This is a genomic window from Simiduia sp. 21SJ11W-1, from assembly GCF_024138675.1.
GTDB lineage: Bacteria > Pseudomonadota > Gammaproteobacteria > Pseudomonadales > Cellvibrionaceae > Simiduia.
In genome coordinates, this window is the sequence record NZ_CP090959.1 from 908586 (window position 1) to 931599 (window position 23014).

Annotated in this window: 26 protein-coding genes; 22 read left to right on the forward strand and 4 right to left on the reverse strand. The window is 57.8% G+C overall.

Annotation, left to right across the window (positions count from 1 at the left end):
* Positions 1 to 15 precede the first annotated feature (15 nt).
* On the reverse strand, positions 16 to 741 hold the full coding sequence (locus L1F30_RS04005) for a 4'-phosphopantetheinyl transferase superfamily protein (protein ID WP_253359706.1): 726 nt from the start codon (positions 739 to 741) through the stop codon (positions 16 to 18).
* A 169-nt stretch (positions 742 to 910) separates the two neighbouring features.
* Here L1F30_RS04005 and L1F30_RS04010 point away from each other — a divergent pair, with 169 nt between their 5' ends.
* The 20 genes from L1F30_RS04010 to L1F30_RS04105 all read left to right on the forward strand — a co-directional run bounded on the left by L1F30_RS04010 (position 911) and on the right by L1F30_RS04105 (position 18232).
* Positions 911 to 1486 (forward strand): YceI family protein, encoded by a 576-nt coding sequence (locus L1F30_RS04010; protein ID WP_253359708.1) that lies wholly within the window; start codon positions 911 to 913, stop codon positions 1484 to 1486.
* 258 nt (positions 1487 to 1744) lie between these two features.
* Complete coding sequence (locus tag L1F30_RS04015; RefSeq protein WP_253359710.1) at positions 1745 to 2485, forward strand: beta-ketoacyl synthase chain length factor; 741 nt, start codon at positions 1745 to 1747, stop codon at positions 2483 to 2485.
* The gene (locus L1F30_RS04020) at positions 2467 to 3276 is read left to right on the forward strand and encodes a 1-acyl-sn-glycerol-3-phosphate acyltransferase (RefSeq protein WP_253359711.1); all 810 of its coding nucleotides are present in this window, start codon (positions 2467 to 2469) and stop codon (positions 3274 to 3276) included. Before L1F30_RS04015 ends, L1F30_RS04020 begins: the two co-directional genes overlap by 19 nt.
* On the forward strand, positions 3251 to 3511 hold the full coding sequence (locus tag L1F30_RS04025) for a phosphopantetheine-binding protein (RefSeq protein WP_253359713.1): 261 nt from the start codon (positions 3251 to 3253) through the stop codon (positions 3509 to 3511). Before L1F30_RS04020 ends, L1F30_RS04025 begins: the two co-directional genes overlap by 26 nt.
* Positions 3511 to 3756, forward strand: coding sequence for an acyl carrier protein (locus tag L1F30_RS04030; protein ID WP_253359715.1), 246 nt, complete (start codon positions 3511 to 3513; stop codon positions 3754 to 3756). The genes L1F30_RS04025 and L1F30_RS04030 overlap by 1 nt, the downstream gene beginning before the upstream one ends.
* Positions 3757 to 3760: 4 nt before the next feature.
* Positions 3761 to 4378: a hypothetical protein gene (locus tag L1F30_RS04035; RefSeq protein WP_253359721.1), complete on the forward strand. Its 618-nt coding sequence runs from the start codon at positions 3761 to 3763 to the stop codon at positions 4376 to 4378.
* Positions 4375 to 5748 carry a class I adenylate-forming enzyme family protein gene (locus L1F30_RS04040; RefSeq protein WP_253359723.1) on the forward strand — a complete coding sequence of 458 codons (1374 nt, stop codon included), beginning with the start codon at positions 4375 to 4377 and terminating at the stop codon, positions 5746 to 5748. The genes L1F30_RS04035 and L1F30_RS04040 overlap by 4 nt, the downstream gene beginning before the upstream one ends.
* 45 nt (positions 5749 to 5793) lie before the next feature.
* Positions 5794 to 6165 carry a 3-hydroxyacyl-ACP dehydratase FabZ family protein gene (locus L1F30_RS04045; protein ID WP_253359725.1) on the forward strand — a complete coding sequence of 124 codons (372 nt, stop codon included), beginning with the start codon at positions 5794 to 5796 and terminating at the stop codon, positions 6163 to 6165.
* Positions 6162 to 6908, forward strand: coding sequence for a glycosyltransferase family 2 protein (locus L1F30_RS04050; protein ID WP_253359727.1), 747 nt, complete (start codon positions 6162 to 6164; stop codon positions 6906 to 6908). The genes L1F30_RS04045 and L1F30_RS04050 overlap by 4 nt, the downstream gene beginning before the upstream one ends.
* Positions 6905 to 7846: a hypothetical protein gene (locus L1F30_RS04055; protein ID WP_253359729.1), complete on the forward strand. Its 942-nt coding sequence runs from the start codon at positions 6905 to 6907 to the stop codon at positions 7844 to 7846. The genes L1F30_RS04050 and L1F30_RS04055 overlap by 4 nt, the downstream gene beginning before the upstream one ends.
* A 54-nt stretch (positions 7847 to 7900) precedes the next feature.
* Positions 7901 to 9433, forward strand: coding sequence for a histidine ammonia-lyase (hutH, locus tag L1F30_RS04060; protein WP_253359731.1), 1533 nt, complete (start codon positions 7901 to 7903; stop codon positions 9431 to 9433).
* A complete protein-coding gene (locus L1F30_RS04065; protein ID WP_253359733.1) occupies positions 9420 to 9878 on the forward strand; it encodes a thioesterase family protein in 459 nt (152 codons plus the stop codon). Before hutH ends, L1F30_RS04065 begins: the two co-directional genes overlap by 14 nt.
* On the forward strand, positions 9875 to 10462 hold the full coding sequence (locus tag L1F30_RS04070) for an outer membrane lipoprotein carrier protein LolA (RefSeq protein ID WP_253359735.1): 588 nt from the start codon (positions 9875 to 9877) through the stop codon (positions 10460 to 10462). The genes L1F30_RS04065 and L1F30_RS04070 overlap by 4 nt, the downstream gene beginning before the upstream one ends.
* A gap of 20 nt (positions 10463 to 10482) precedes the next feature.
* Positions 10483 to 12723, forward strand: a complete 2241-nt coding sequence (locus L1F30_RS04075) for an MMPL family transporter (protein WP_253359737.1) — start codon at positions 10483 to 10485, stop codon at positions 12721 to 12723.
* A gap of 77 nt (positions 12724 to 12800) precedes the next feature.
* Positions 12801 to 14036: an NAD(P)/FAD-dependent oxidoreductase gene (locus L1F30_RS04080; protein ID WP_253359739.1), complete on the forward strand. Its 1236-nt coding sequence runs from the start codon at positions 12801 to 12803 to the stop codon at positions 14034 to 14036.
* Complete coding sequence (locus L1F30_RS04085; protein WP_253359741.1) at positions 14036 to 14611, forward strand: DUF3261 domain-containing protein; 576 nt, start codon at positions 14036 to 14038, stop codon at positions 14609 to 14611. The genes L1F30_RS04080 and L1F30_RS04085 overlap by 1 nt, the downstream gene beginning before the upstream one ends.
* 2 nt (positions 14612 to 14613) lie before the next feature.
* Positions 14614 to 15762: a beta-ketoacyl-ACP synthase gene (locus L1F30_RS04090; protein WP_253359743.1), complete on the forward strand. Its 1149-nt coding sequence runs from the start codon at positions 14614 to 14616 to the stop codon at positions 15760 to 15762.
* Positions 15763 to 15770: 8 nt separating this feature from the next.
* Positions 15771 to 16256, forward strand: coding sequence for a hypothetical protein (locus L1F30_RS04095; protein ID WP_253359745.1), 486 nt, complete (start codon positions 15771 to 15773; stop codon positions 16254 to 16256).
* A 27-nt stretch (positions 16257 to 16283) separates the two neighbouring features.
* Positions 16284 to 17009: a 3-ketoacyl-ACP reductase FabG2 gene (locus tag L1F30_RS04100; protein WP_253359753.1), complete on the forward strand. Its 726-nt coding sequence runs from the start codon at positions 16284 to 16286 to the stop codon at positions 17007 to 17009.
* On the forward strand, positions 17009 to 18232 hold the full coding sequence (locus L1F30_RS04105; protein WP_253359755.1) for a beta-ketoacyl-ACP synthase: 1224 nt from the start codon (positions 17009 to 17011) through the stop codon (positions 18230 to 18232). Before L1F30_RS04100 ends, L1F30_RS04105 begins: the two co-directional genes overlap by 1 nt.
* 53 nt (positions 18233 to 18285) lie before the next feature.
* Here L1F30_RS04105 and L1F30_RS04110 read toward each other — a convergent pair whose 3' ends face one another.
* From L1F30_RS04110 to L1F30_RS04120, 3 genes are read right to left on the reverse strand one after another with little or no spacing between them, the layout of a single operon-like run.
* Positions 18286 to 19626: a class II 3-deoxy-7-phosphoheptulonate synthase gene (locus L1F30_RS04110; protein WP_253359757.1), complete on the reverse strand. Its 1341-nt coding sequence runs from the start codon at positions 19624 to 19626 to the stop codon at positions 18286 to 18288.
* Positions 19627 to 19634: 8 nt separating this feature from the next.
* A complete protein-coding gene (locus L1F30_RS04115) occupies positions 19635 to 20831 on the reverse strand; it encodes an amino acid aminotransferase (RefSeq protein WP_253359759.1) in 1197 nt (398 codons plus the stop codon).
* Positions 20824 to 21330 carry a MarR family winged helix-turn-helix transcriptional regulator gene (locus L1F30_RS04120; protein WP_253359761.1) on the reverse strand — a complete coding sequence of 169 codons (507 nt, stop codon included), beginning with the start codon at positions 21328 to 21330 and terminating at the stop codon, positions 20824 to 20826. The genes L1F30_RS04115 and L1F30_RS04120 overlap by 8 nt, the downstream gene beginning before the upstream one ends.
* 209 nt (positions 21331 to 21539) lie before the next feature.
* Here L1F30_RS04120 and L1F30_RS04125 point away from each other — a divergent pair, with 209 nt between their 5' ends.
* The gene (locus tag L1F30_RS04125; protein WP_253359763.1) at positions 21540 to 22205 is read left to right on the forward strand and encodes a nitroreductase family protein; all 666 of its coding nucleotides are present in this window, start codon (positions 21540 to 21542) and stop codon (positions 22203 to 22205) included.
* 23 nt (positions 22206 to 22228) lie between these two features.
* Positions 22229 to 23011 (forward strand): tryptophan 2,3-dioxygenase, encoded by a 783-nt coding sequence (locus L1F30_RS04130; protein WP_253359765.1) that lies wholly within the window; start codon positions 22229 to 22231, stop codon positions 23009 to 23011.
* The last annotated feature ends 3 nt before the right edge of the window (positions 23012 to 23014 follow it).

Genomic DNA, 23014 nt, shown 5'->3' on the forward strand with positions numbered 1-23014 from the left:
TAGAGGTACTTCGGCTTAAGCCGGTGCGTGGGTGCCAATGGGCGCGCGGGTGGCGGCAAGCGTTGGCCCGATGGCGCTGAACTTGTGGCCCACCCATTGGAAACCTTCGGGTTTGACCGGGTAGGGTGTGGCAAGGCTCAAGTGCAGCGGTGGTTGCTCTTGCAGCCGGGTGTGGTACAGCCACAAACCTTCATTGCATTCGCTGGTGGCTGCAAAGCGCTGCTGGCGCAGCAGTTTGGTGCCCAATGGCAGGTGGCTGGCTTTCACCACTGCCTCGCATTGGGTCCAGCGTTCAAAAAAAGCCGGCTGTAATTGATCTTGATGGCGGTTGAGCCAGTCTGCCCCGAAGCTGTGCTCGGCCAAGCGCGCAAGGTTTGGCCTGTCTCTTTCGGTTTCGATATCAATGCCTACTTTTAAGGTGGGCGTGTGTTCGTTTTGCAGCACCAAAAGCGCCAGCCAGCCTTTGCAGTGCGACAGGCTGGTAATCAAGCCCGGCACGTCTGCAAAAATGGGCGGAGATTTTTCCGGTTGACGAATTTCAAAGCTGACCGGCGCCCGGCCGGTTAAATAACCTACCGCTAAGCGTATCAGCCAGTGGCCGCGCAAAAATTCAGTGCGCCTGGCCTCTGAACCCATGGCAACATAGCGGGCTATTTCATCTTCACCGAGCCAGGTGTTGGGTGCCGGCCAATTGTCGAGCGTTGCCTGTTGGGCAATGAAGAATTGAATGTCCGCTGGCAATGGGGGCTCCCTGTGGTATAACGCTGTGGGCGGCGGTGTGTGGTTGGCGCGTAAATTTGTAACGCGGCGCTGCCTGTCATTTGGCAAATTATAGCGTCTTTTTCCCCGGGGTTTGCTAGGTCAATGCGTACGGGCGAGCGCTGGTTAACATGCATACAAGGAGATTTTTATGAAGCGATTGATGTGGGTGGTTTTGGGCTGTATGGCGTCGCAGTGGGCGTGGGCCGATTGGGCGCTGGATGCCAAGGCGTCATCTGTGCAATTTGTGTCTGTCAAAAATGCAGCCGTGACTGAAGTTCACCACTTCACCCAGCTCACAGGCGCGATGAATGACGCCGGTGAGGCAACGCTGAATATTGATCTCGCCTCAGTGGAAACAGGCATTGCCATTCGCAATGAGCGCATGCAGAAAATGCTGTTTAACACTGCCAAGTTTGCCTCGGCCCAAGTGGCGGCAAAGGTGGATTTAAAAGCTTTGGCGCTAAAGCCCGGTGAATTTCTGGATATCGACCAGCCGCTCACCCTCACGCTGCACGGCACCAGTAAAACCCTGAGTGCGCGCTGCCGGGTAACGGCTTTGGCAGGTGGCGGCTACAGCGTAGTGAGCCTGGCGCCGGTGCTGGTACAGGCTGCGGATTTTGGCCTGGCGGCCGGTGTGCAGGCGCTGCAGGCTGTGGCCAAGCTGAGCTCCATTGCCACCCAGGTGCCTGTACAAGTGGCGTTGGTGTACCGCCCGAACGCCTGATTTATAGCCTTTGCCAAGCTGTGTGCCAAAGTCTGCTAAATTGCAGGCTTTGGCACTTTTCCTGCCCACTTATACCCCCTCGATCCAGCTGTTTTTCTCCCCGAAATGCCCTGTGTCGCCGCTTTTAATTCTCCCGCCCTAAAATAATCTGCCTGACTTGACGTTCACGGGTTCACATCGCTTTCCGCACGGCCGTTCAACTTGTAAAATGGCGGGTTTTGTATCGCCCTAAATGTGAGGGTGTTTTCGGGGAATTGCGTGGCGGAATCAGCGGCAGAGCAGGCACAGGGTATTGCGGTGGCGGTAAGCCAGTGGAATGCGTGGCTGCCTGGCATTCAAGGCGTAGAGGCCTGTCGCCAGTGGGCTGCCGGGCAACTGGCCCCGAATAATGCCGAACAACCCGATGTGACTGCGGTGCCCGCCATGATGCGCCGGCGCTTGAATGGGGTGGGTCGCCAAGTGGCCGCCGTCAGCTGGGATATGATTGCCGAGGGGTCTACAGAGCCCATGGTGTTTGCCTCCCGCCACGGTGATCAGGGCCGCACCCTGCAGCTTATGGGAGAGCTTAATGCTGGTGAACCCTTGTCGCCTGCGGCTTTCAGCATGTCGGTACACAATGCCGTAGCCGGCGTGCTCTCCATCGCCAAGAAAGCCCGCGGGCCCATGACCGCCCTTGCCGCCCATGATCAGCTGGTTTCATCGGCGGTGCTTGAGGCCTGGGGCCAGTTGATGGCTGGCGCGGCCTCGGTTTTGGTGGTGATTTACGATCAGCCCCTGCCGGAGGCCTATGGCGCAAGCGAGCCCCTGCCTGCCTATGCACTGACGATGCGGCTTAGGCGGGCTGCCCATAATGAAGCTATGTGCTTGCAAGGGAATTGGGAGCAGGCGAGTTGCGCGCCCGGGTTAGACGATGGATTGGCGTGGCTGCGTTGGTTGGCGAGCGATCAGCCTGCGCTTACGCTCGAAGGTGAGTTGCAGAGATGGCACTGGAAAAAGTAGGCCAAAAAATCAACTGGTGCTGGCGGTTAGTGGCTACCGGGTTTAGTTTCACCCTGTTCGGCGTGGGCGGGCTCATTGTGCCCTTGTACGCCGTACCTTGGCTGCTGATGACCCGCGCAGGCGAGGTCCGCGAGCGCCGGGCGCGCTGGCTTGTGCACATTCACTTCCGCTTTTTTATCAACATGATGCGCGCATTGGGCATCATGACCTATTCACTGCAAGGCTTAGAGCGGCTGAAGGCGCCCGGGCAGTTGATTCTGGCTAATCACCCGTCGCTTGTGGACGTGGTGTTGTTGATTGGCCTGTTGCCACGGGCCGATTGTGTGGTGAAGGGGGGCTTGTTGCGCAACCCGTTTATGCGCACGGTCATTAAGCTTGCCGGCTACATTGCCAATGACAATCCCGAGCAAGTGCTGCAAGATGCTCGGGCGTCGCTCGCGCGGGGTAATAGCCTGATTATTTTCCCCGAGGGTACGCGCACAGTGCCAGGCCAGCGGCTGAAACTGCAGCGCGGCGCCGCCAACGTGGCCTTGCGGTTGAATTTACCCATTCGCCCGGTGGTGATAGTGGTAACGCCGCCCACGCTAACCAAGTATGTGCCCTGGTATAAGATCCCGCCCACTGGGCCGTTTCACATGGCGCTGGCGGTAAAGCCTCAGCTTGCGCCGGGCGAATTAGAAATGCAGGCAGACATACCCGCCAGTTTGGCTGCCAGGCAATTAACCAAGCGATTAGAACAATATTTTACCGAGGAATTGACCCACTATGCGGGCGCTAGAGCAAGAACTTAAGCAGCTGATTATCGACACCCTGGATCTGGAAGATATTACAGCCGATGACATAGTGTCAGACGAGCCGTTATTTCTGGAGGGCCTGGGGCTGGATTCCATCGACGCCCTGGAGCTGGGTTTGGCGTTGCAAAAAACCTACGGTGTAAAGCTCGATTCAGATTCAGAAGAAACCCGCCAGCATTTTGCCTCGGTCACGGCGTTGGCCAAATTCGTAGAATCTGCGAGGGCCAATTAATGGAAACCCGTGAAGAAATTTTTGCAACCATCCAAAATATTATGGTTGATATGTTTGAACTTGATGCCGCCGAGGTTACCCTGGAGGCACACCTCTACGATGATCTGGATATTGATTCCATCGATGCCGTAGACATGGTGGTTGAGCTTAAAAACCTCACCGGTAAAAAAATCAAACCCGACGATTTTAAAGCCGTGCGCACTGTGTCAGATGTTGTGGATGTTGTTGAAACTCTTGTGAAGTAAATCCATGAGCAGCCTCGGAAAAGGGATCTTTGCGGGCTTGAGCTTGCTATACCCTTTTGCCATCTATTTTGGTGCGCAAACCTTCTCTCCCCGTTACCTGGTATTGGTGCTGTTATGCCTGGCGTTACTGCGCTGGTTTGGCAGTACGCCCTTTCCCGGCTGGTTGCAGGCCGTGTGGCTGGGCCTGGTGGCGTTGCTGGCGGCATTCTCACTCTGGGCCGATAGCCTTCTTGGGTTGCTGGTATACCCGGTGGCCATCAACCTGAGTTTGTTGCTGTTATTTGGCGCAAGCCTGTTGCAGGAGCAAACATTGGTGGAGCGCCTAGCGCGCCTGCAAGACCCAAATTTGCCCGTGGCCGCCATTGCCTATACCCGCAAGGTAACCTGGGTGTGGTGCGGATTTTTTCTGTTCAATGGTTCCATGGCGGCACTTACCGTGTGGTGGGGCGATCAAGAGCTGTGGCTTTTGTACAACGGCTTTGTTGCCTATGTACTCATGGGGCTGTTGGCTCTGGTGGAATACCTGGTGCGTTTGCGCCACCAGCGTCGTCACGCGCGCGGTGTGACCGATGTGGCCACACAGCCTGCACCCACCGGTGACACCGGGAGGCCCAAACCGTGAAGCTCTATCAAACCCTGGCTGCGCTGCAGGCGGCACCTAATGCCACGGTGGCGCACGGTGGCAGTGGTGTGCTTCGCGCAGAGGATTGGCTTGCGCAAGTGGCACGCTGGCGCGCTGCGATAAGCGCGCGCCCGGCAAGTATAAAGGTGGCTGTATTTCTGGCCGATAGCGCCGAGTTCGCCGCGGCAGTGTTTGCGCTTTGGTCGTGCGGGCGCGAAGTGTGGCTGGCCCCCAATAACCTGCCCGCCACCACTGGCCAGTTGCAGGATCGCGTGGATGATTTTGTTGGTGAATTTCCAGCACTCACGCCAGATGTGGCGCCCTTCGCACCGGCGGCTGATGCATTGCCATTGCCTGCAGGCTGGTGCCTGCCCGCTGCGGCGCGTTTGGTGCTGTTTACCTCAGGCAGTAGCGGTGAGCCCAAGCAGGTAGCCAAGCAGCTGTGCCAGCTGGCTTTTGAAGTCGAGCAATTAGAGCGCCAGTTCGGTGGGGCGCTTGGGTGTGCGCCGGTGCTGGCCACGGTAAGCCATCAACACATATACGGTTTGTTGTTTCGGGTGCTGTGGCCGCTGGCGGCTGGGCGCCCCTTCGCCCGCCAAACTCTGGAGTTTCTGGAAGACCTGCTGCACGTGGATTTGCAGGCCTTTGTACTGGTATCCAGCCCCACACATCTCGCCCGTTTGCCGCAGCCACTGGCTATTCCCGCTGGCCGCACCAAAATTGTATTCAGCTCGGGCGCGCCCTTAAGCGCCCGCGCCAGTTACGCGGCCAACAGTTGTTTTGGCAGCGATATCCTGGAGGTGCTGGGGAGCACCGAAACCGGCGGCATTGGTTGGCGTATCCAGCATGCGCAAGGAGCCTGTTGGCAGCCCTTCGAGGTTGTACAGGTTAAACCTGATGCGGAGTCTGTAATGTTGATTCGCTCGCCGTTTCTGGCCGCAGATGACTGGTATCGCAGCGCCGATGTAATCCGCCTGCAGGGCACAGGGTTTGAATTGCTGGGGCGTGCCGATCGCATTGTAAAAATTGAAGGCAAGCGCGTGGCACTAGAACAGCTTGAGCGCACCCTGCTGGCCTCGCCTTGGGTGCAGGATGTGCGCGTGCAGCCGGTTTCTCGCAGCTCACAGGTGGCCGAGCGCGATGAACTGGTGGTGTTACTGGTGCTGTCGCCAACTGGCGCCAGAGAGCTTGCCACCGAAGGCCGCAAGCAGCTAGTAGCGGCGCTTTCGCAATTGCTCGCCCAGGTGTTAGAGCGGCCATTGCGCCCCCGGCGCTGGCGCTTTTTAGGGCAGCTGCCGCGCAATAGTCAGGGTAAAATGCGCCTCGCCGATCTGGATGCCCTGATCGCCGGGCAACCCCAGGCGGAATAACAAAAACCACGCATTAGAAAAAGCGCCCAGGCGCCGGAAATCACCATGCAGTCACGCAAGCCCAACATTATCAGCGCCCAGGCCCTTGCGCCCAACGAGTGGCAGCTGGTGCTCGATATTCAGCCCACCTTGTTCTGGTTTCAGGGCCACTTTCCCGAGGCGCCCATTTTGCCGGGCGTGGTGCAGCTTACCTGGGCACGCGAGCAGGCGCTCAGCCTGTGGCCAGAATCCCGTAACTGGTTGAGCCGGCTTGCGGGCATGGAGGCGGTTAAATTCCAGCAGGTGATTCGCCCGGGTGATACCGTGCGGCTAACCCTTACCCTTGATGAGGCGCGCAAGCGGCTGGGCTTCAGCTACGTTTGCGCCCAAAATAACGCCAAAAAATTTGCCTCCGGGCGCATGGTGCCAGCGCAGTGAAGCCCTGTATTGTTATTCCGGTTTTCAATCACGAAACCTTGCTGCCCGCCACGCTCGCCAAGGTGCTCACCTATGAGCTGCCGGTTATTCTGGTGAACGATGGCAGCGGGCCTGCGTGCTCACAAGTGATGCAGGCGCTGGCAGATGAACATGCACAGGTGCATTTGGTTTGCCTGGCACAAAACCGCGGCAAGGGTGGGGCGGTGAAAGCTGGCCTGCAAGCTGCCTTGGCGATGGGTTACAGCCACGGCTTGCAGGTGGATGCCGATGGCCAGCACAACCTGGAAGATATTCCGCGCTTTTTAGCGGCAGCTGCACGTACACCTGCTGCACTGATTTGTGGTGTGCCCGAATACGATACCAGTGTGCCCACCTTGCGCCACTATGCGCGCTACCTTACCCACGTGTGGGTGTGGATCAACACCCTCTCGCTTGGCATTAAAGATTCCATGTGCGGCTTTCGCGTCTACCCGCTGGCACCAGTGTGTGCACTGCTCGCCAATGCCTACACCGGCAATCGCATGGATTTTGATCCCGAGGTGCTGGTGCGCTGGTTTTGGGCCGGCGGCGATCTCGTTAATCTGCCTACAGCGGTACACTACCCTGAGCAGGGGGTGTCGCATTTTTTGCCGGGGCTGGATAACTGGCTGATCAGCTGCATGCACACGCGGCTGTTTTTTGGCATGCTGTGGCGCGCGCCACTGTGGTTACTGGGCTTAGCCCGCCGGGGGCGCTGCCTGTGAGTGCGAAGGCGCATTGGTCTGAAATGGCAGAGGCAGGGGCTGTTTGGGGCATTCGCCTGCTGCTTGCGTGCTTCCGGTTGTTTGGACGGCGGGTGTTCCGGGTATTTTTATGGCCGGTGATTGTGTACTTTTTTGTGCGCAGGCGGGCTGCGCGCCGGGCCTCGCTGGATTTCTTACAGCGCGCAGACACCTTTGCCGGGCGCACACCCAAAAGGGGCTTGCATGCCCTTTGGCAAAGTTTGCGGCACTTTCTCACCTTTGGTGATATGGCGCTCGATAAACTGGCCGTGTGGCAAAACGCTTTTGAAGGCGAGGTGGTGATGCACGGGCGCCAGCTGCTACTCGATAACATTGCCGCGCGCACCGGTGCCGTGTTGTTGGTGTCGCACCTGGGCAATACCGAAGTGTGCCAATCTCTGGCAGAGCAACTGGGTGTGGCGCGGGTAAATGTACTGGTGCACACCGAGCATGCGCAAAAATTTAACAGCCTGTTGAGCGCCAAAGAGCAGGCCGAGCGTGTAAATTTGGTGCCGGTTACCGCCGTCACTCCGGCCACGGCCATGGCCCTTGAAGAAAAACTTGCCGCGGGTGAATTTGTGGCCATTGCCGCAGATCGCACGCCAGTCAGGGGCTCTGATACCGCGCGCAAACGCGAAATGCCCGCGCAATTTTTGGGCGCCGAGGCGGAGTTCCCCCAGGGCGCGTTTGTATTGGCGGCACTGCTTCGGCGGCCGGTGTTTTTTTTGTGTGCGGTAAAAACCGGCCAGCGCTACGACATTTATGTAGAGCCGTTGGCCGAGCGCTTTAAAATGAAGCGCAGCGATCGCTTGGGCTCACTGGCCGGTTACGTGCAAACCTATGCCGATAAGCTTGCCCATTACGCCGTGCGCTACCCTCTGCAGTGGGGCAATTTTTACGATTTTTGGCGCCGCGATTAACGGCCCGCTTTACTTGGCGTGGTAAACGCCAAGTGCAATTAACTGGAAACTTTCATGATCACGTTCGACCACAACGCCAAAACCATTGAAGACATCGTAGCCGTTGCCCAAGGTGAGGCAGTGGCGCTTTCAGAGGCGCCGGAATTTTTACAAAAAATAAAAGCCGGCAGCGATTTTCTGGATCGCCTGCTCGCAGAAGAAGGCAATATTTACGGCGTGACTACAGGCTACGGCGACTCTTGCACGGTGACCATTCCCACGGAGCTTGTGAAAGATTTACCGCAACACCTCTACACCTTTCATGGCTGTGGTTTAGGTGAATTATTGCCGGTGCCCGCAGCGCGCGCGGTACTGGCGGTGCGCCTGCAGTCTTTGTGTCAGGGGGTGTCGGGCGTGAGTGTGCAATTGCTTGAGCAGCTCACCCGGCTCATCACCCACGACATAGTGCCGCTCATACCGCAAGAGGGCTCTGTGGGTGCCAGTGGTGATTTAACGCCGCTTTCTTATGTGGCTGCCGTATTGTGTGGCGAGCGTGAAGTTTTCCACCGTGGCCAGCGGCGCCCAACGGCTGAGGTGTTTGATGAGCTTAACATCACGCCCCTAACACTGCGCCCGAAAGAGGGCCTGGCCATCATGAATGGCACCGCGGTGATGACCGCCATCGCCTCGCTTGCCTACAAGCGCGCCGAGTATCTGGCACAATTGGCCACCCGCATTACCGCGCTGGCCACACTGGCCAGCAAAGGCAACGCGCACCACTTCGACGAAATTTTATTCAGCGTAAAACCGCACCCGGGTCAGCAGCAAATTGCCAGCTGGCTGCGTGAGGATTTACATGCAGGCGAGCCGCCGCGCAACCCGCAACGTCTGCAAGATCGCTACTCCCTGCGCTGTGCCCCCCACGTAATCGGCGTGCTACAAGATGCGCTGCCGTTTATGCGCCAGCTCATTGAAAACGAAATTAACTCCGCCAACGATAACCCCATTATCGACGGCCCCGGCGAGCACGTACTGCACGGCGGCCACTTCTATGGCGGTCACATCGCCTTCGCCATGGACAGCCTTAAAAACGCCGTAGCCAATGTGGCAGATTTGCTCGACCGGCAGATGGCCATGGTGGTAGATCCAAAATTTAACCACGGTTTGCCCGCAAATCTATCGGGCGCCAAAGGCGAGCGCCGGGCCATTAACCACGGTTTGAAAGCCGTGCAAATTGGTGCCAGCGCCTGGACTGCCGAAGCGCTCAAGCTCACCATGCCCGCCAGTGTGTTTTCACGCTCAACCGAATGCCACAATCAAGACAAAGTCAGTATGGGCACCATTGCCGCGCGCGATTGCCTGCGGGTGATTACCCTAACAGAACAAGTGGCAGCCGGTGCACTGCTGGCCATGTGCCAAGGCTTGGAGTTGCGTTTTGCCCAGGGCGATATTGCACCCGAAGGCGTGTCTGGCTCGCTGCATCAATTGGTGGCCGATGTGCGCGAGTACAGCGCTTTTATTGAAGAAGACCGCGCACTGGAGTATGAATTGCGCGCGCTTTGCCATGCCATCGAAACGCGGAAGTTTACCTGCTATGGCCAAGCGTAAAGCGCCCGCACTCGTGACTGCCAGCGCCGAAGTGAAGGTGCCTTTTCACGATGTGGATATCATGGATGTGGCCTGGCATGGCCACTATGTAAAGTATTTTGAAATTGCGCGCTGTGCGCTGTTGGATAAGCTTGCCTACAACTACCGCGAAATGCGCGACAGCGGCTATGCCTGGCCTGTGATCGATCTGGCTGTGCGCTACCCGGCGCCGGCGAAATTTGCCGAGTGCCTTACGGTGAGCGCCGCGTTGGTGGAGTGGGAAAACCGTTTGCGCATTGAATATGCGGTGCATAACGCGCAAGGCTTGCGCACAACCTATGGCCACACAGTGCAGGTGGCCGTGGCCATTGCCACCGGTGAAATGCAATTTGTCTCACCGCCTGTGCTGGCCGAAAAACTGGCGCCCTGGTTGCCGCCTGCAACATCGCAAGGGCAGCCGCAATGACTCCACGCGCGCAATTGACGGGCCTGTTAACGCGGGTTTGCGTTGTGCTGTGCTGCCTGCTTTGCAGCCCGCTCGCGCAAGCCGATGCCTGGGCGCGCGTGGCGGGCCACCTGGCGCAGCCGTTGACCGAGGGCGAATTTACACAGGTTAAGCACATTGCCGGCTTGCCACTGCCATTACATTCCGAAGGCCGTTTTGCCATTGTGCAATCAGTGCTGCGCTGGCAAACCCGCACGCCTTTTGCAAGTGAGCTGCGCATTACACCCACCGAAGTGTCCCATTGGGAAGAGGGTATACAAGTGTGGCAGGCAGACGCCCAGGCCCAGCCCATGGTGGCAACCTTGGCTCAGGTTATGTTGAGCCTGGTGGCAGGTGATGTTGATGCCATGGCGCATTTGTTTCGCGTAAAAAATGTTTCAGAGCCCGCGCCCGGTTGCTGGCAACTGGCGTTGCAGCCGGTTGATGCGCTACTGGCCGCCCACATCACTCAGGTTCACGTTAACGGGTGTGCAACGGTCACGGGCCTCGCGTTTACTGAGGCTTCGGGTGATCGTACCGAGATAAGCTTGAGCCCTGCACAGTGAAACCAAAGGCGCGATTAATTATGGCTGCAAGCTGGGCGCTGCTGTTGGTCGCAGCCGCAGTGTTGCTGTGCGTGCGCCTTGCAGATTATCGCTTCGATGCATCGCTGTTAAGCTTGCTGCCCGTTGAACAGCAGCAGGATATCGCCCATCAGCGTGCAGCACAGGCCAACGCCCATTTAACACAGCTGGTAGATCGCGAGTTGCTGGTGTTGGTGGGTGCAGAAACCGAAGCCCAAAGCGCCCATTGGGCGGGGCAGGTGCAAGCAAGGCTTGCCTCGAACGAACGCCAGGTGCAAGCCTTTGAACAAGGCCAGGCCAAGGCATTGGCAGAGGCTTACTTTCCCTACCGCTATTTTTTATTGGCCCCTGAAGATCGCGCGCGACTTGCAAGTTCTCCCGAGCAGCTTGTGCAAGCTGCCCGCCGTCAGCTCTATTCACCCATGGGGGCGGGCTTTCAGGCGGTAGACGATCCGTTTTGGTTGTTCCAGCGCTATTTGCAATCACTGGCCGCCCAGTCGCCGGTGCAGTGGGTAGGCGGTTGGCCTACTTTATATGGCGATACACGGGTATACCGGCTGCTGCGTTTTCGCATTGTTGGCAGTGCCTTTGATGCGCGCGCACAGGGTGATTTGGCCGATCAACTGGATGCGTTGCACGCAGAATTGCCCGCGGGTGTGCACTTGCTAAGCTCGGGCCTGGTGGTGCATGCGGCATACGGCGCGCGCATGGCCAAGCAAGAAATTTCAACCGTGGGTGTCGGGTCGCTCGTTGGTGTGTTATTGCTTTTGGGTGCGAGTTTGGGCGTGCGCTCGGTACTTGCGCTTTTGACCTGCGTGGGTGCCGGTGTGCTGGCCGCGATGGCCGCGAGTGTGTGGTGGTTTGAATCGCTGCATTTGATTACGCTGGCCTTTGGTGCATCGCTTATTGGTGTTGCCATTGATTACGGCATACACGCGCGCATGGCGCTCAACAATGGCGAGCCCATGGGTAAACTCATGCCTGCGCTTGTATTGGGTTTGGTTACCAGCTTGCTGGCCTACGGTATTCAAGGCGCGTTGCCGTTTCCGGGCTTGCAGCAAATGGCGTTATTTTCCTGCGTGGGGTTACTGGGCGCCTGGCTAAGCACCTGTGTGTGGTTGCCGCTGCTGCCTAAGCATAAGGTACAGCCGCGCGCGTTGTTACATTGGGTTTTATTGTTTTGGCGCAGGTGCCCGCCGCTTGCCTTGCCGCGGGCATTGGTTCTGGGCGTGCTTGTGGGGGCGTTACTCGTGTTTTGGCAACTGCCTGGTGACGACCGGTTAACCAGCTTGCAAACCTCACCGCAGGCATTGATAAAACAAGAGCAGACATTCCAGCAATTATTTGAGCGCACAGGCCAAGGCCGGTTTTTTTTGGTAGTCGCGCAAACCGAAGCCGCACTTGATGAACAATTACTCGGCCTTAGCTCAGCACTGCAAAACTTGGTGGATGCGGGGGTAATCGGCGGTTTTCAATCGCTGCACGATTGGCGCCCGGCCCTTGGCGAACAAGCTGCCAACCGCGCGCACTATGAAAAATTACTCACCGAATTTGGCCCGGCGTTTTATGCATCGCTTGGGGCGCCCTCACTTTTTGGCGAGGCCTTAGCAGCATTTAAAGACGCCAGTGCACCACTGGATTTGGCAACATGGCGTGCCACCATGGCGCAACCCCAGTGGTATTTTGAGCGCGATGGCCATCACTTTGCCATTGTGGCTTTGCAGCAGGTAAACGATGTGGCGCCGCTTGCGGCGTTACATAACGCGCAGGTGCACTATGTGGATCGCCCGGCCATGATTGGCGAGCTTTTGGGGCATTACCGGTTGCAACTGCAACTCTGGACGGCGGCCGCCATAGTGCTGGTTTTGGGCTTGCTAGTGTGGCGCTTGGGCGTTGCTGCGTTGCCGCTATTGGCGGTGCCGGTGGTTGCTGTGGTGCTGGTGGCTATGGGCTTGGCCTATGGCCAGTCGCTCACCTTATTTCATTGCCTGGCGCTGTTGTTGGTGCTGGGTATTGGTTTTGACAGCTGTATTTTTTTGTGGCGGGCAAGTGATGTGGCACAGGTGTGGCAGGCCACCAGTTTGTCGGTAGTAACCAGCGGCATTTCCTTTGGCTTATTGGCGCTTAGCAATACGCCGGTGCTGCACTTTTTTGGCGTAACGGTGTTGTGCGGCTTGGCGTTGGTGTGGCTTGGTATCCCCTGTGTGTACAAAGGCGTGCGTGCTATGGGCGAGCAGCATTAACAGGCATTCGGCCGGGTTATTAACTTTACAATATTTTATATGAACGATCTTAAGGCGCGCGGCCAAGGGCAATTGCAATGACGAATGTGGATGTGGCGATTATTGGTGCCGGGCCCTCGGGCAGTGTGGCGGCGGCAATGTTGTTAGACAGGGGCTATAAAGTGGCCGTGGTTGAGCGCGCAGAGTTTCCGCGCTTTTCCATTGGTGAAAGCCTGTTGCCCCAATGCATGGCATTTTTGCAGGAGGCGGGCCTTGCCGAGGTGATCGAGCAGGCCGGTTTCCAGTTTAAAAATGGCGCGGCTTTTCATCGGCAGGGCGCAGATACCGCCTTCGATTTTCAGGATAAATTCAGCAAAGGCCCCGGTACCACCTTTCAGGTAGAGCGAGCACGCTTTGACCACCTGTTAATTGAAGCAGCCGCCCGCCGCGGTGCGCTGGTAAAGTACCGCCACGAAGTGCTGGCTTTCCAGCGCAAAGGCCAGGTGAGCGAGCTTGAACTTCGCGACAGTGCCGGCAATCACTCGGTGCTGTCTGCGCGCTTTGTGTTAGATGCCAGCGGCTTCGCCCGCGTATTGCCAAGGCTGCTCAAGCTCGATAAACCCAGCAGCTTTCCTGTGCGCGCCTCCTTGTTTTGCCATATTGAAGACGGCATAGAAGATGGCGAATTTGATCGCAATAAAATTTTGATCACCGTGCACCCAGAATTTTGCGATGTGTGGTACTGGCTTATTCCCTTTGCTGGCGGGCGCTGCTCGCTGGGGGTAGTGGCAGAGGAATCGGTGTTGGCGGCAATGCCTGGCGATCACACTGAAAAGCTGAAAGCCCTGGTGGCGGCCGCGCCCAATTTGCGCCAACTGTTAGCGCGCGCAAAATACACCATGGAGGCGCGCCAGATTGTGGGCTACGCCGCCGATGTATCGCAGTTATCCGGTGCGGGTTTTGCGCTGTTGGGCAACGCGGGTGAATTTTTAGACCCGGTTTTCTCAAGCGGTGTCACCATTGCAATGAAATCGGCACAGTTGGCGGTGGCCGCGGTTGATCGGGAGCTTTCCGGTGCCGGGGTAGATTGGCAAGCTGAATATGAAAAGCCCCTGCGCGCAGGGGTTGATTGCTTTCGCGCCTACGTAAACGCCTGGTACGACGGCCGCTTCCAGGACATTATTTTTGCCCGCGATCAAAACGAAAAAATTCGCCGCATGATCTGTTCGATTTTGGCAGGCTACGCTTGGGACATGAGCAATCCCTTTGTGGCAGAAAGTGAGCGCCGCCTGGATGTGTTGGCCCAAATGGTGCGCCTGCAGGAGCAAGGCTAGTGCGCAAGGCCCGGCTGATATTGTGCGCGTTGATACTCGTGGCCAGTGGCTGCCAGCTTACGCGTGCACCTGCTGAACCTGTGCCCGCGCTCTTGGCCCCCTCGGCGCTGGGGCACACGTTGCAGGTGAGCCAGCAGCTCGCCATTGATAGCCAGGCTGGGCGGCGCAATCTATTGGTGGTGTGGTCTGTGGATGCACAGGCGTTGCAGGTGGTGGGCCTAACGGCCCAAGGGCGCAAGCTCTTTAGCCTGCGCTACGATGGCCAGCAATTGCACAGCGAACACCAGGTGCCCTTGCCCGGTGGTTTTTCGGGCGAGCGCTTTGTGCGCGAGCTGCAGTGGGCCTATTGGCCGGAAACCGACGTTCGCCAAGCGCTGCAGGCCGCAGGCTGGGGCTTGCAAACCACCGCCAACACGCGGGTGATCACCAACCCCGAAGGCCTGCAGATTAAGTACCATTTTGTGCAGGGCGCCTGGCCTGCCAGTGTGCGGCTGTCGCACTTTGAGCATTACCAAATGAAAATTGATACGCTGTCGGCGTCTGAAGTGAGCGCGCCCGCTGCGGGTGCAGATTGAGTATGAGTCAAACGGTTTACATTCACGCACTGGGTTTAACCTCAGCCATGGGCACAGGCCTGGAAGCCCACCGCCAGGCGCTTGCCCGTGCGCCAAAGCTGAGCGAAACCCGGGCCTACAGCCCTGCGCAAGTGCGCCCGCTGGGCGTGGTTAACTGCGCGCTGCCGGATTTATCGCACAGCCCCAAGGCCGCCCAAAGCCGCAACAACCAGCTGCTGTGGTCTGCCTGGTTGCAGCTGGCCGGGCACTGGGCGCGCCTTGCTGTTGATCCGGCGCGGGTGGCGGTGATCATTGGCACCTCCACCTCGGGTATTGGCGACAACGAGGCAGATTTCGCCCCCGGTGCCGATACGGTGCCCCTGTATGAGCGCCAGCAAATCGCCGCACCGGCGCGCTTTTTGGCCAGTGAGCTTGGTATCAGTGGGCCGGCCTATACACTTTCTACAGCCTGTACTTCTGGCGCCAAGGCCATTGCCGCTGGCCGCCGATTGCTGCAGGCAGGCGTGGTGGATTGGGTGATCGCGGGCGGGGCAGATGCCTTGTGCGGGCTTACGGTGCAGGGCTTTTCGGCGCTCGATGCCATATCTGATGCGCCTTGCAACCCCATGAGTGCTAACCGCGCAGGCATTAATATCGGCGAGGCGGCGGCGCTGTTTTTGTTATCGCGCACGCCCGCCGAGATTGCCGTCACAGGCGTGGGCGAAAGCTCCGATGCCCACCACATCTCCGCGCCAGACCCACAAGGCGCAGGCGCCGAGCAAGCCCTGCGTGCAGCGCTGGCCGATGCGAGGCTCGCCCCGGGCGATGTGGGCTACCTGAATTTGCATGGAACGGCCACGGAGCTCAATGATAAAATGGAGGCCCACGCCGTCGCCCGGGTGTTCCCCGAGGCATTGCCCTGCAGTTCCACCAAGCCTTTTACGGGCCATACACTGGGGGCCGCCGGTGCCCTTGAGGCGGGCCTGTGCGTGCTGGCGCTGCAAACCGGTGAGCTGCCGCCACATCATTGGGATGGCCAGGCAGACAGCGCCTTGCCCGCCTTGAATTTGGTGCGCCCGGGCACGCACGCAGCCTGCGTGCATGCCATGAGCACATCCTTCGCTTTTGGCGGCAACAACATTGCGTTGTTATTGTCGCGGGTTTCGAACTAAGGGTTGATATGGATAATTTGGCCACATTTATTGAGGGCGTGGCAGGCGAGCCGCCACGCTGGCCGCTGCCGGATCTGGTGCCCCACGCCAAGCCCATGAGCTTGTTGGATGAGGTGGTGCGCATTGGCGAGGGCGAGTTACTGGCCAAGGTGACGCTCAACCCAGACAGCGTATTTGCCGGGCCCGAGGGTGTGCCAGCCCACGTGGGCATTGAGTATATGGCCCAGTCCATTGCCGCCTTTGCAGGCCACGCAGCGCTTGCCCGGGGTGAAAGGGTGCAATTGGGTTTTCTGGTGGGCACGCGCCGCTACCAAAGCAATGTGGCGCACTTTGCGCCGGGTGAAACCCTCTGGGTGCACGTGCAAGAGCTGGTGCAGGGCGACAACGGCCTGAGCGTATTTGAATGCCAGATCCGCTCGCACACGGCAAAGCTTGAGGCAAATTTAAATGTATTTCAGCCAGAGGATGCGGCGCAATTTTTAGCGCAGGCCTAGGCTAAGGTTTAACGGGTACAAGAGTTTATGTCCAACACGGTATTAGTTACGGGCGCAAGCCGGGGCATTGGCGCGGCCATTGCCAAGCGTCTGGCGCAATCGGGTTTTGATTTGGTGCTGCACTGCCGCTCCGGGCGCGCCGAGTGCGAGCAGGTAAAAGCCCATGTTGAATCTTTAGGCCAGCGTGCACGCATTGTGCAATTTGATATCGCCGATCGCGCCCGGGTGCGCGAAATTTTATTGGCCGATGTAGAGGCCCACGGTGCCTACTACGGCGTGGTGTGCAATGCAGGCGTCAATCGCGATACCGCCTTTCCGGCCATGACCGAAGAAGATTGGGACGCCGTGGTGCACACCAACCTCGATGGTTTTTACAATGTCTTGCAGCCGCTTACCATGCCCATGGTGCGCCGTCGCAAGCCCGGGCGCATTGTGGTGATGTCGTCGGTGTCTGGCGTGATGGGCAATCGCGGGCAGGTAAATTATTCGGCCGCCAAGGCGGGCCTGATTGGTGCCACTAAGGCGCTGGCGCTGGAGCTTGCCAAGCGCAAAATCACCGTAAATTGTGTGGCGCCGGGTTTGATTGAAACGGAAATGGTAAATGAAGAAGTGGCCGAGCACGCCCTGAAAATGATTCCGGCCCAGCGCCTGGGTCAGGTGCAGGAAGTGGCTGCGGCGGTGGATTTTTTAATGTCTGAAGATGCAGGTTACATCACCCGTCAGGTGATCTCGGTCAACGGCGGGTTGTGTTAATGAAGCGGGTTGTAGTTACAGGTTTACAGGCAATCTCGCCCATCGGTAGCGATTGGCAAAGCGTGCACGCGCGTCTGGCCGAGGGGCGCTCGGGCATTCGCTATATGCACGAGTGGGATAAGTACCAAGGCCTGAACACCCGCTTGGGTGGGCCGGCAGATTTTGACAAGCCCGCCCATTACAACCGCAAAGCCATTCGCAGTATGGGCCGGGTGGCGGTGATGGCCACCCGCGTCACCGAGCTTGCCCTAGAGCAGGCGGGCCTATTGGGCGACCCTTGCATTACCCAGGGCGATATGGGCGTGGCCTATGGCTCTTCCAGCGGCAGCACCAGCGCCTTTGTGGACTTTGGCCGCATGCTCATAGAAGAAGATACCGGCGGGCTGAATGCCAACTCCTACATTAAAATGATGGCCCACACAGCGCCTGTGAATGTGGGCGTGTTTTTTGGTTTAAAAGGCCGGGTGTACACCACATCCAGCGCCTGTACCTCCGGCAGCCAAGGTATTGGCTACGCCTATGAAGCCGTGCGCAATGGCCAACAGCGATTTATGGTGGCCGGCGGTGCTGAAGAGTTGTGCGCAACCCAGGCGGCGGTGTTCGATACCCTGTTTGCCACCAGCGTGAAAAACGACACCCCCGGGCTTTCCCCTCGCCCTTTTGATCGCGACCGCGATGGCCTGGTGATCGGTGAGGGTGCCGGTACCTTGATTCTCGAAGAGCTGGAATCTGCGCGCGCGCGCGGCGCGAAAATTTACGCCGAGGTGGTGGGCTTTGGCACCAACGCCGACGGCTCACACGTTACCCAACCCAATTCAGACACCATGGAAGTGGCCATGCGTCTGGCCTTGCAAGATGCGGGGCTCGCGCCCGAGGCCGTGGGCTATGTATCTGCCCACGGCACCGCCACCGATCGCGGTGACGTGGCTGAATCTGCCGCCACACACCGGGTGTTTGGTGCGCGCATACCTATTAGTTCTATGAAAAGCTACACCGGCCACACCTTGGGCGCTTGTGGTGCCATTGAGGCCTGGGCGGCAATTCATCAAATGAACCAGGGGGAATTTCACCCCACGGTGAATTTACTGAACAAAGATCCGGAATGTGCCGAGCTCGATTATATTCAGAACCAGATGCGCGCCATTGATACCGAGTATGTGATGTCTAATAACTTTGCCTTTGGCGGCATTAATACCAGTTTGATTTTCAAGCGGTGGGCATAAGCGGTAACGAAAAACGCCTCACAAAGTGAGGCGTTTTTTTAACCGCTAAATATTTATATGCGCAGTTTTTCTGCAATGCAAAACGCCATTTCCAACACCTGATCGCCATTCAGGCGCGGGTCACACTGGGTGCGGTAGCAGTTGGCCAAATCGGCCTCGCTGATTTGATAAGCGCCGCCGGTACACTCGGTGACGTGTTGGCCGGTCATCTCCAGGTGAATGCCGCCGGGCTCTTGGCCCTCTGCGCGCAACACATCAAAGAAACAGTTTATCTCTGTGAGAATGTCGTCGAAGGAGCGGGTTTTATAGCCACTGCTGGCTTTCACGGTGTTGCCGTGCATTGGATCTGACGACCACACCACCTGGCGCCCGTGGGCCTTAACCGCTTGGGCAAGTTGCGGCAGTTTATCGGCCAGCGTACTGGCACCCATGCGGGTAATGAGTGTAAGGCGCCCGGCAATGTTGTTGGGGTTGAGTGCATCAATGAGCGCAATGAGTTCATCGGGCTGCATGCCCGGGCCCACTTTTACGCCAATGGGGTTGTGAATACCGCGGAAGAATTCAATGTGCGCTGCATCCAGCTGGCGGGTGCGTTCGCCAATCCACAGCATGTGCGCAGAGCAGTTGTACCAGTTGCCGGTGAGGCTGTCTTGGCGGGTGAGCGCCTGTTCGTAATTAAGCAGCAACGCCTCGTGCGAAGTGTAAAGCGCGGTGGCGTGCAGCGGTGGCGTGTTGTCTGAATTCACACCGCACACTTCCATAAACGCCAGTGCATCCTGAATGCGCTCGGCCACTTCCAGGTAGCGCTCGCGCAGCGGATTGGCCTCGGCAAAATCCAGGTTCCACTGGTTTACCTTGTGTAAATCTGCAAGCCCGCCCGTGGCAAAAGCGCGCACCAGGTTCAAGGTGGCCGTGGATTGGTGGTAGGCCTGCAACATGCGCTTTGGATCTGGCATGCGCGCAGCTTCGGTAAATTCAAGCTCGTTGACGATGTCGCCCCGGTAGGCAGGCAGGGTGATGCCCGCTTGGGTTTCGGTATCCGACGAGCGCGGCTTGGCAAACTGGCCCGCCATGCGCGCCACTTTAACCACGGGCTTGCGGCCCGAGTAGGTGAGCACCACGGCCATCTGCAGCAGCACTTTGAAGGTGTCGCGAATGCTGTTGGCGGAAAAATCCGAAAAACTTTCAGCGCAGTCGCCGCCCTGGAGCAAAAACGCCTCGCCATGGGCGGCGCGCGCCAGCTGATCTTGCAGATCGCGCGCTTCCTGGGCAAATACCAGTGGTGGCATTTTGGCGAGTTGTTGTTCAACGGCCGCCAGCGCGGCCGCGTCGGGGTAGGTGGGCTGCTGGTGAATGGGTTTTGAACGCCAGCTGTCCGGGCTCCAGGGTTTCATCTAAATCCTTATTTTTTCAACACGGCGACAATAGATTGCGCCAGGTAATCCACGTTGGCCAGGCTAATGCCGGCAATATTGATGCGGCTGGAGTCTACCAAATAAATGCTGTAGTCGTTCACCAGACTGTGCACTTGCGCTTGGTTAATGCCCAAAAATGAAAACATGCCCGATTGGCGCTCAATAAAACTGAAATCGCCTTCGGCACCTTTTTCCTGCAGTTTCTGGTTAAGCAGGGCGCGCAGGGATTTAATGCGCTCGCGCATTTCGGCCAGCTCTTTGTGCCAGGTGGCGGTAAGGTTCGGGCTGCCCAAAATGGTTTCAACAATGGCGCTGCCGTGATTGGGTGGCATGGAGTAGATACCGCGCACCAGGGCAAACAGGTTGCTTTGGCCTTTGTTGGCGTCTGCGGGGCTGGCATACACAATCGAGAGGGCACCGGCGCGCTCGCGGTACAGGCCGAAATTTTTAGAACACGAGCTGGAAACCAGCAGCTCCGGCACTGTGTTGGCCATCAGGCGAATGCCGTAGGCATCTTGATCCAGGCCTTCGCCAAAGCCCTGATAGGCCATGTCGATAAAGGGCGTGAAACCGTTTTGAACAGCGAGCTCGGCAATGGCCTGCCATTGATCCTGGCTTAAATCGGCGCCGCAAGGGTTGTGGCAGCAGCCGTGCAGTAACACCAAATCGCCCTTGGGCACGGTTTTTAAGGTGTCCATCATGGCGGCGAAGTTCACGCGCTTGGTGGTGTGATCGTAGTAGGGGTAGGTTTTGATCGAAAGGCCCGCACCGCCCAGCAATGGAATGTGGTTGGCCCAGGTTGGGTCTGATACCCAAATGGTGGCGGCGGGGTTGGCCTTTTTAATCAGCTCGGCGGCGCTGCGCAGTGAGCCGCAACCGCCCGGTGTTTGAATGGTGCGCACGCGATCGGCGGCCACGGCCGGGTGATCTGCCCCAAAAATCAGTGCCTGCAGCAGGGTGTTGGCCTCGGCTGAACCCGGCGGGCCAATATAGGCCTTGGTGGTTTCGCGATTGTGATACTCCACCTCTGCCTGTTTCACGGCCTTAAGCACCGGCGTATTGCCTTGCTCGTCTTTGTAAACGCCTACGCCCAGGTCAACTTTGTTGGGGTTGGTATCTGCCTTGTAGGCGGCCGAAAGGCCCAAAATGGGGTCGGCGGGGAGCGCGGTCAATACTTCAAACATCTTGGGTCTCCTGGAGGCTTGCGGGGTTCACGTTGTGCTTTTCCCACTGGTTTACGCGTTTCATAAGTTTGTTGGTAATCTGCTTGAGCGCGCGCTGGTCTTCTTCGCTGAGCTGGTTGAGCAGATCTTGCTCGTAGCAGCGTGCCAGCGGAATGATGCGCTGGTAGATGTCGCGCCCTTTGGGGGTAAGGGTTAACAGCGAGCGGCGGCGATCGTCTGGGTCTAGCTCGCGGTGAATACAGGCCATATCCAAAAGGCTTGCCACCGCACGGCTTATGGCCACTTTATCCATGGCGGTGCGGGTTACCAGATCGGCCGCGGTGAGGTTATCCTCAAGCCCCAATACCGCCATAACCCGCCATGCGGGAATGGTCAGGTGGAAGCGGCTGGAATAGGCCTCGGCAATGGCATAGGAAATGCGGTTTGCCAGTATGGAGAGCTTGTAGGGCAGAAAGTCTGCCAGCTGCAGCTGGGTTGCGTCGTCTTTTTCTGTGGTCATGTTATAAAGCAGCCGTGATTGTGGTTGCCAATCGGGGAGCACAATGGTTTCATATGTAACCTTATCATGCAATCATCGTCGGGCAGCGGCCGGGCCGGTGATCGGCTTGGCGCCTATGGGCCCGGGCCTGCACCACACACCTACAATAATGAAAACCCGTGAGTGCGGGTGAATTACGCGTTAGTGCCGCCAGCGCACAGGAGCCTCCAATGAATGCAGAAGCTTTTATTCCACTGGAATTTGAACGCTTGCCCGAAGATGCCATGTGCCAAGAGGCCCGCGCATTCTATCAGAGGATGAGGCGCCGGCGCAGTGTGCGTGATTTTGCGCCAGACCCGGTACCCATGGAGGTGATTCACGAGGCGCTCCGCACCGCCGGTACGGCCCCCAGTGGCGCCAACAAGCAGCCCTGGCACTTTGCTGTGGTAACCAGCCCCGCCGTCAAACGCGAAATTCGCATTGCCGCCGAGGCCGAGGAGCGCGAGTTTTACGAGCGCCGGGCAAGTGAGGAGTGGCTGGCGGATTTGGCGCCCCTGGGTACCGATGATCAAAAGCCGTTTTTGGAAACCGCGCCTGTGTTGATTGGTATTTTTCTGCAAAAATTTAACTCAGGCCATGATGGCGGCAAACACAAAAATTACTACACCAGTGAATCAGTTGGTATTGCCACGGGCATGCTGATAAGCGCCCTGCACATGGCGGGCCTGGCCACGCTCACCCATACCCCAAGCCCCATGAAATTTCTGAATACCATTTTAAAGCGCCCAACTGACGAGCGGCCCTATATTTTACTGGTGGTGGGCTACCCCAAGGCAGGCACCAAAGTGCCTAACATCGAAAAATTACCGCTGGATCAAACCAGCAGCTTTTTTTAAACCAGACACCAAGCGAGTTTTCCATGGCGTTAACCTACGGCGACTATTTAAAGGTCAACGAATTAATCAGCCTGCAAGAGCCAAAATCCACAGGCCCCGAGCACGATGAATTGCTGTTTATTACCATTCACCAGGCCTATGAGCTGTGGTTCAAGCAACTCTTGCACGAACTGGATCACCTGGTGGTATTGTTTGCCGAAGACGAGCGCTACCGCTGCCTGCATACTTTAAAGCGAGTGCGCACCATATTTAAAACCCTGGTGCAGCAGGTGGATATTCTTGAAACCCTTTCACCTTTAGAGTTTTCATCGTTTCGCGAGTTTTTGGATACCGCCTCGGGTTTTCAATCTTTCCAGTTCCGCGAGCTTGAATTTCTATTGGGCATGAAAAACCCGGCCAAACTGTCGCCCTACCCGCAAGGCAGTAAAGAGCGCGAGCGCCTTTTGGCGCGGTTGGCGGCGCCCACCTTGTGGGATGCATTTCTGGCGTTTTTATCGCGCCGCGGTTTCGCCGTGCCTATGGATGTTATGCAGCGCGATGTCACTGAATCCGTGCGACCCGATTCAGACCTGCAAGAGCTGCTGATCCAGATTTATCGCAACGAACCGCTGCTTTCGGAAATTATGGAAGCCTTGGTAGACATAGATGAAGGTTTGCAAGAGTGGCGCTACCGGCACGTAAAAATGGTAGAGCGCACCATTGGCATGAAGCCCGGCACCGGTGGCTCAAGCGGCGCGGAATATTTGCGCTCAACCTTGTTCGCGCCTTTATACCCAGACCTCTGGAACATTCGCTACCGCCTGTGAGAA